The 6,316-nt window shown below is 44.0% G+C and carries 6 protein-coding genes; 2 read left to right on the forward strand and 4 right to left on the reverse strand.

Annotation, left to right across the window (positions count from 1 at the left end; all coding sequences use genetic code 11):
* Nucleotides 1-121: 121 nt before the first annotated feature.
* The 4 genes from NCCP2222_RS18220 to NCCP2222_RS18235 all read right to left on the reverse strand — a co-directional run bounded on the left by NCCP2222_RS18220 (nt 122) and on the right by NCCP2222_RS18235 (nt 2,959).
* Nucleotides 122-319 carry a hypothetical protein gene (locus tag NCCP2222_RS18220; protein ID WP_248513812.1) on the reverse strand — a complete coding sequence of 66 codons (198 nt, stop codon included), beginning with the start codon at nt 317-319 and terminating at the stop codon, nt 122-124.
* A 123-nt stretch (nt 320-442) separates the two neighbouring features.
* Entirely contained in the window at nt 443-1,675 is a 1,233-nt protein-coding gene (locus NCCP2222_RS18225) for a TolB family protein (protein WP_248513813.1), read from the reverse strand.
* 114 nt (nt 1,676-1,789) lie between these two features.
* Nucleotides 1,790-1,987 carry a hypothetical protein gene (locus NCCP2222_RS18230; protein ID WP_248513814.1) on the reverse strand — a complete coding sequence of 66 codons (198 nt, stop codon included), beginning with the start codon at nt 1,985-1,987 and terminating at the stop codon, nt 1,790-1,792.
* A 108-nt stretch (nt 1,988-2,095) separates the two neighbouring features.
* Nucleotides 2,096-2,959 (reverse strand): LysR family transcriptional regulator, encoded by an 864-nt coding sequence (locus NCCP2222_RS18235; protein ID WP_248513815.1) that lies wholly within the window; start codon nt 2,957-2,959, stop codon nt 2,096-2,098.
* A 282-nt stretch (nt 2,960-3,241) separates the two neighbouring features.
* On the opposite strand from NCCP2222_RS18235, the gene NCCP2222_RS18240 reads away from it, so the two are divergent.
* Nucleotides 3,242-4,669 (forward strand): YfcC family protein, encoded by a 1,428-nt coding sequence (locus NCCP2222_RS18240; RefSeq protein WP_248513816.1) that lies wholly within the window; start codon nt 3,242-3,244, stop codon nt 4,667-4,669.
* 69 nt (nt 4,670-4,738) lie between these two features.
* Nucleotides 4,739-6,151 carry a M20 family metallopeptidase gene (locus NCCP2222_RS18245; protein ID WP_248513817.1) on the forward strand — a complete coding sequence of 471 codons (1,413 nt, stop codon included), beginning with the start codon at nt 4,739-4,741 and terminating at the stop codon, nt 6,149-6,151.
* The last annotated feature ends 165 nt before the right edge of the window (nt 6,152-6,316 follow it).

Below are 6,316 nucleotides of genomic sequence, written 5' to 3' on the forward strand. Positions count from 1 at the left end.
TATACACGGATTTTTTTGATTCGACAGACAACCGCGTTTTTGTATAGCTAAAAACGAGCAGGCTTGATTGCCAGCTCGTTAGCCTTCCTCTGTTTAGGAAGTTCCGTTTTTCCTTTTCATGTTACAAACTGTAGAAAGCAGGAATCAATAAACCAAGCGCAAGACACCCGACCGCCGCTGCCTTGGACTGTTTGGCAAGACGCATGTCGCCAGCTTTTACATATTGGAAAAACGTTAAGGTAAAATAAAAACAAAGAATAAAGAGAATCAAAGAAAGAATCCCAGCCCATCCTGGGACGGAATCAATGATGTATACCAAACAAACACCTCCCTGCATCCTTATCCTTCATTGAAAAGCAAAGGTGCCTTTTCTGTCAATAATTCAACAGGAAACAATTGTAATAAAAAAAGAGGCAACTCCCGACGGAATTGCACCCTGTTCTCATGATTTTTGTTTTTGTGTAAAGAATACGGGAGCGCCGTCGACATTTTCCAGCCAAATGTACTCCTGACCCGATAGGCCATCCCGTACCCACACATCCCCTTTTGTGTGCCCCGGCTTCTTTCTAAACCAGGTCAAGTAAGAGCCAACGACTTGAGGCTGCTCGTCTATTTCATTTTCCCCGGGGGAAGTGAGTTGATGCTGCTCACCTGTTCTAATGTTGATCGCAAAGAGTGAGGTGTACATCGTTGGGACAGGCCCTTCTTTCCACTCTTTATTCTCCTTCGCACGTGCTACAATAATCAAGTCTTTGGAGAACCAATCAAGCCCAAGATCCACAAAGCCTTGAGGAGTGTATTCCAGCTGTTGCTCTGCAATTGGAATTTCTGAAACCGTCGTATTCTTGTTCTCGACAAAGAATCGGCCTTCTCCTGAAATGTAGGCCAGCTCATTGGCTGAAGGCGACCATTTGAACCACTCTTGAAACGACAACATTTTACCGATAGCTTGAAATTGTTTTCCCTGGGACGATAACACGCTCAAGGTATTGCTATCCATAGCGAAGGAAGCAGTCGGAATTACTAAAAAGCTAACCCATTCTCCATCCGGACTCCATTTAAAGAAATCGACGCTAATCCCGAATAAATCAGTTTCATTCGTAGGAATGGTATAGAATGGTTGAATTTTATCCTTCGAAAGATTTGCGTCTGCCTGAATTCGAAATAGCGGAATGGGCGTCCATCCTGTCGGAAGCAAGGTGGAATCGGATGAAACAATAAATTCCTTGCCGTTCGGAAACCATTCAAAGCCACTAACACCTAATGCGACATTTTCAAATCCTTGCGGCCGTCCGTTTTCTGTTTTTGTCACATCCAAAACGCCATAATTCGTATACGCGATTTGATTCTTATTCGGGGCCCATTTAAAATCTGATGTGACGACCTGCACATACGATTGATAGCTTTCTTTTTCCTTCCTATCGTATATATATAAATCCGACTTCTCCCCTTTTTCATCCCCATCAATATAGCCAATGAAACGGCCGTCATACGACCATTTCGGTGAATAAATATATCGGTCCTTCGTCAATTGCGTTTCTTGCTCCCCTTCTTTAATCCACAGTTGATGGTCCCGGATAAATGCGGCTGTGAAAGGAGCTTCTGCACTGGCCAACGTCGAAAAGTGAAATATAAGGAATGCCAGCACAAATGAAATTATGGTTCTCACGCCCATCCTCCTTTTATATAGATGTCACCCGTATGTTGCCCAAATGAGTAACGACTATCCGAATTCAACGAGCAAATCAAAATTGAAAAGGCGCAAATCCCTTGTATGGAGATGCGCCAATTATTTACTGCTCTTTCTATTACGTTTAAGTAGAAAAACGGCTATTGCGACTACTAGCAATAAGGGTATGAGTAGAGAAAAATCTATACTAAAACCGAAGTCGCCTTGAAACAGAGTGCTTTTCATTTGCTCTGTTTTACCTAATCCTAGTCTATCTGCAAGTTCATCTTTTACTTTTTCCGTAATTTCCTCTTCCATTCAGATTTCCCCTTATAGTTAGTTGCGTGCCATTTCATGAATCTTAAGTTTTGCACTTAGCATGTAAGGTTATGGATTATTTCATATGTACCTGTATCCCTCAAAAAATTACAACCGATTTGCTTTGCCAAACGAAGTGAAAAAGTCTTGAAAAACCGGATTCCCCAGTTTTTTTGTCAACACAATGAGTTTGACCGGGTTGTTGGACGCATACGTTTCCAAAACGGTGACAGTACCGGAGCGAATTTCTTCTTTGATTCGGCCGGTTCCGATAATACCCAGATATTCATGGTGCAGCACGGCATTTTTAATTGCTTCATCACTGTTGCATTGAACCGTGTTTGAAAAATTAGTTCCTTTTTTCAAGATCTCAAATTTAATAAAAGGTGCGTTGTAATCGACGAGAACTGGATATTTCGCCAAGTACTCCTCCGTATTTGCCGGGTCAGCAGCCACATCGCTAGAAGCGAAGAGAACCAGGTCATCGAAGTCAATAATTTGAGAAGTAATGTCCGTGTTAAGCGGCCTTCCGGCAACAATTGCGAAGTCCGATTCATCCAGGATGACTGCCTGCAAGGAATCGTCACTGCTGTTGATTGCTTGTACGTCAAATAGAACATTGGGGTTCTTTTTTTGAAAGCTTCGAACGAATGGCAGAAAAAAACGATCGCAATATTCATCTAAGCCACAAAGCCGAATCGTTTGTTTTTCTCCTTTCAAATCTTCCATTCCCATTTGAAGAATGAAGAGCTCATTGAGGATATTCTTCGAATGCTCGTACAGAAATTCTCCGGCTTTCGTTAACCTTCTACGATTGTCCACTTTCTCGAATAGCGGCAAACCGATTTCCTCTTCCAATTGCTGCAGGTGTTTGGTCACCGTCGGTTGTGAGTAATTGAGACGCATAGCGGCCTGAATCAGATTCTGTTCTTCCACTACAATTTGAAATGTCTGCAAATGTCTAATCTCCACGAAGTCTCCACCTGTCCTTCAACTGTTTAAAGCTCCAATTATACGATAGATCACTCTAAAATATTATAACCGAACTTATTCAGAATCATAATATGCAGTATTCCTCTTTTGAATATCACCCGCCCTAAATCAAGATAAAATGAAAGCGTTGACAAATCTATTTTTCAGAATTCAATTAATTGGGGGTCTATTTGAATACTCGGGGAAGACTTTCGATACTAGTTGGATGAAGGGATAGTTCACAGCATGCGTTACAAACCAATTGATTAGGGAGTGTTACAGATGAGCATGGCCAAACCTTTAAAAAATGCAGGCAATGAAGAAAAGAAGCCAAAGAAAAAAAGTGGAATTAGTGCTTACGTTCTGATGTTTTTTATCATTGCTGCCATTACTGTGTTAACCTATGTGGTTCCTGCGGGCAAATACGCCAGATTTGAGGAAAATGGCCGAACAATGATTGACCCGGCAAAATTTGAATTTGTCGATCGAACACCCGTTGGATTGCTGGAGATGTTCAACTCGTTTCACCAAGGCATGGTGAACGCCGCTCCAATTATCCTATTCGTCTTGCTCATCGGCGGGGCTCTAGGCATTATGCAAGCGACAGGTTCCATTGATGCGTTAATCCGGTTTACTGCTCAGAAGTTCGGTGCCCGAAAAAAATTGATCATCCCTGTGATGGTACTCATTTTTTCATTGCTCGGCACGCTGATTGGAGCAGCTGAGGATACATTGGTCTACATTACAATCGTTGTACCGATGGCTATCGCCCTCGGCTTTGATGCGTTAACAGGCCTTGCCATCGTCGTTCTCGGGATGCTCGGCGCTGGATTCACTTCAGGAATCACCAATCCCTTCACGATTGGGGTTGCCCAAACTGTTGCCGAACTTCCTATGTATTCAGGAATCGGCTTACGGATCGCCATTTATATCATCTTCTACATTTTGACGGTCCTCTTTATTTTACGTCATGTCAATAAAATCGAGAAAAATCCTGAACTGGCCGAATACGGCAGATTTAATCCAAACGAAAGCATTACATTTGATACGAATTACAAAATCAGCAAAAGACATGCCATCTCACTATTTGTCTTTTTAGGCTGTTTCATCGCCCTTATTTATGGGGTCATCAGCCTTGGCTGGTATATCGGTGAGATTGTGGGAATTTTCTTGTTAGGCGCCATCATCATGGGACTCATCGGCAAGCTATCAGGAAACGACATGACAGACGCATTTCTAAAAGGATGCGCAGAAATGGTTCCCGGCGCTATGATCATTGGTGTTGCAAGTACCATTTTAGTTGTTCTTACAGCAGGCGGGCTCTTGGATACGATTTTATATGTAACTTCCGGGTTGCTGGAAGGGCTTCCGCCAAGTGTAACCGCAGTAGGCATGGGCGCTGCAAATTTCTTTATCCACTTTATCGTTCCATCAGGAAGTGGACATGCCTCCCTGGTCATGCCGATTATGGCCCCTCTGGCAGATTTGGTCGGTGTAACAAGACAAACTGCCGCTTTTGCGACCGTGATGGGCGGGGGCGTATCGAACTTGATCATTCCAACAGGCGGTTTGCTGCTTGCGGCGCTAGGGATGATGGGCATCCCCTATTCCAAATGGGTGAAATGGGTATTACCGTACGTTTTAATCCAAGTGGCTGTTGTTCTGATTTTCTTAGTAATCGCGCAAGTCATCCAATATGGCCCGTTTTAATTTGGAAAGAAGACCGCGAAGGTGTAAATCCACCATTTAGTAAACAAATCTTTTGCAGAGGTGAATGAAATGAACTACCGCGAAATGTTATCCAATGTGATTGAAGAAAAACGGGAAAAATTAATTTCTGTCAGTGATCGAATTTGGGAATACGCAGAAACAGGCTTTGTCGAGTTTCAATCGGCCGACTTACTATGTAAAACATTAGAAGAGGAAGGCTTTGCTGTTGAGAAAGGGGTAGGCGATATCGAAACCGCTTTTGTTGGCAGCTTCGGCCAAGGGAAACCCGTTATCGCAGTACTAGGCGAATTCGATGCCTTATCCGGTTTAAGCCAAGCTGGAGCGGAAACTAGCTTCAATCCAGTGGAAGCAGGCGGAAACGGACATGGATGTGGACATAATCTGCTCGGCACTGGTGCATTAGCGGCTGCCATTGCAATTCGCCAATATTTGGAGGAAAATAACCTCGAAGGAACAGTCCGATACTACGGCTGCCCTGGAGAGGAAATCGGCAGCGGAAAAACTTTCATGGTGCGGGCAGGCTTGTTTGATGATGTGGATTTTGCGGTATGCTGGCATCCTTGGTCGCGCCATGCTGTATGGTCGATGTCCTCCCTCGCCTGCTATGAAGTTTCTTATCGCTTTAAAGGAAGAAGCGCTCATGCAGCGGATAGCCCCCACCTTGGAAGAAGTGCACTCGATGCTGTGGAGCTGATGAATGTCGGTGTCAACTATTTGAGGGAACATGTCATTCCGGAAGCAAGGATTCATTATGCCATTACGAATACAGGTGGATACTCTCCGAATGTCGTCCAAGAGAAGGCAGACGTCCTCTACTTCATCCGGGCTCCACGTGTTGCCCAAGCAGAAGAAATTTATCAACGTGTCTGTGACATCGCAAGAGGCGCGGCACTCATGACGGGCACCGAAGTAGAAATCGATTTTGCTTCCGCTGCCTCCGATATCCTGCCAAACAATACACTGGAAGAAGTGATGTATGATAACTTCGTCGCTCTAGGAGTGCCTCAGTATGATGAGAAGGATTTGGAATTCGCCAAAGCCATCCGTGCGACCCTTTCAGAAGCAGATAAAAGAAAAGACGTGCAGGTGAATAAAGAATTAAAAGGTAAAGATATGGCAGACATCATCGACCCGTTTATTCCTTCGAATGGTGTCATGCCGGGTACAAGCGATGTCGGCGACGTAAGCTGGGTAGTCCCTACCGTGCAAGCACTAGTCGGATGCGAACCGATTGGAACGCCACTGCACACATGGCAGGTCGTGTCGACTGGTAAAACATCTGTTGCGCATAAAGGAATGCTGCATGCAGGCAAGGTCATGGCGGCAACAGCGATCAACGTCCTTCACAATCCAGATATTCTGGAAAGAGCAAAAGAGGAATTGATTGAACAGCGCGGTGGAGAGGAATATGTTTGCCCGATACCTCCGGAGATTAAAAAGTATAAAATTCAAACGGTGTAAACCTTGGAAAAGCCCAATCCCCTATGAACTGCACCCCAATTGTTAGACACCATCTAACAATTGGAGGTGCATTTTTTCTATGGCTAAATTTACTGCAGAAGATAAGTTACAAGCAGTTAATCGTTATTTAAATGGCAGGGAAAGTTCAATTGAAATAGCTAAGTC

It is taken from the genome of Sporosarcina sp. NCCP-2222 (assembly GCF_023168145.1).
In the GTDB taxonomy this organism is placed as follows: domain Bacteria; phylum Bacillota; class Bacilli; order Bacillales_A; family Planococcaceae; genus Sporosarcina.

Bases quoted from the DNA above. Each gene is read 5' to 3' on its own strand.
- NCCP2222_RS18225 (WP_248513813.1), bottom strand. From the start codon at position 1,675: ATGGGCGTGAGAACCATAATTTCATTTGTGCTGGCATTCCTTATATTT.
- NCCP2222_RS18245 (WP_248513817.1), top strand. From the start codon at position 4,739: ATGAACTACCGCGAAATGTTATCCAATGTGATTGAAGAAAAACGGGAA.
- NCCP2222_RS18240 (WP_248513816.1), top strand. From the start codon at position 3,242: ATGAGCATGGCCAAACCTTTAAAAAATGCAGGCAATGAAGAAAAGAAG.
- NCCP2222_RS18230 (WP_248513814.1), bottom strand. From the start codon at position 1,987: ATGGAAGAGGAAATTACGGAAAAAGTAAAAGATGAACTTGCAGATAGA.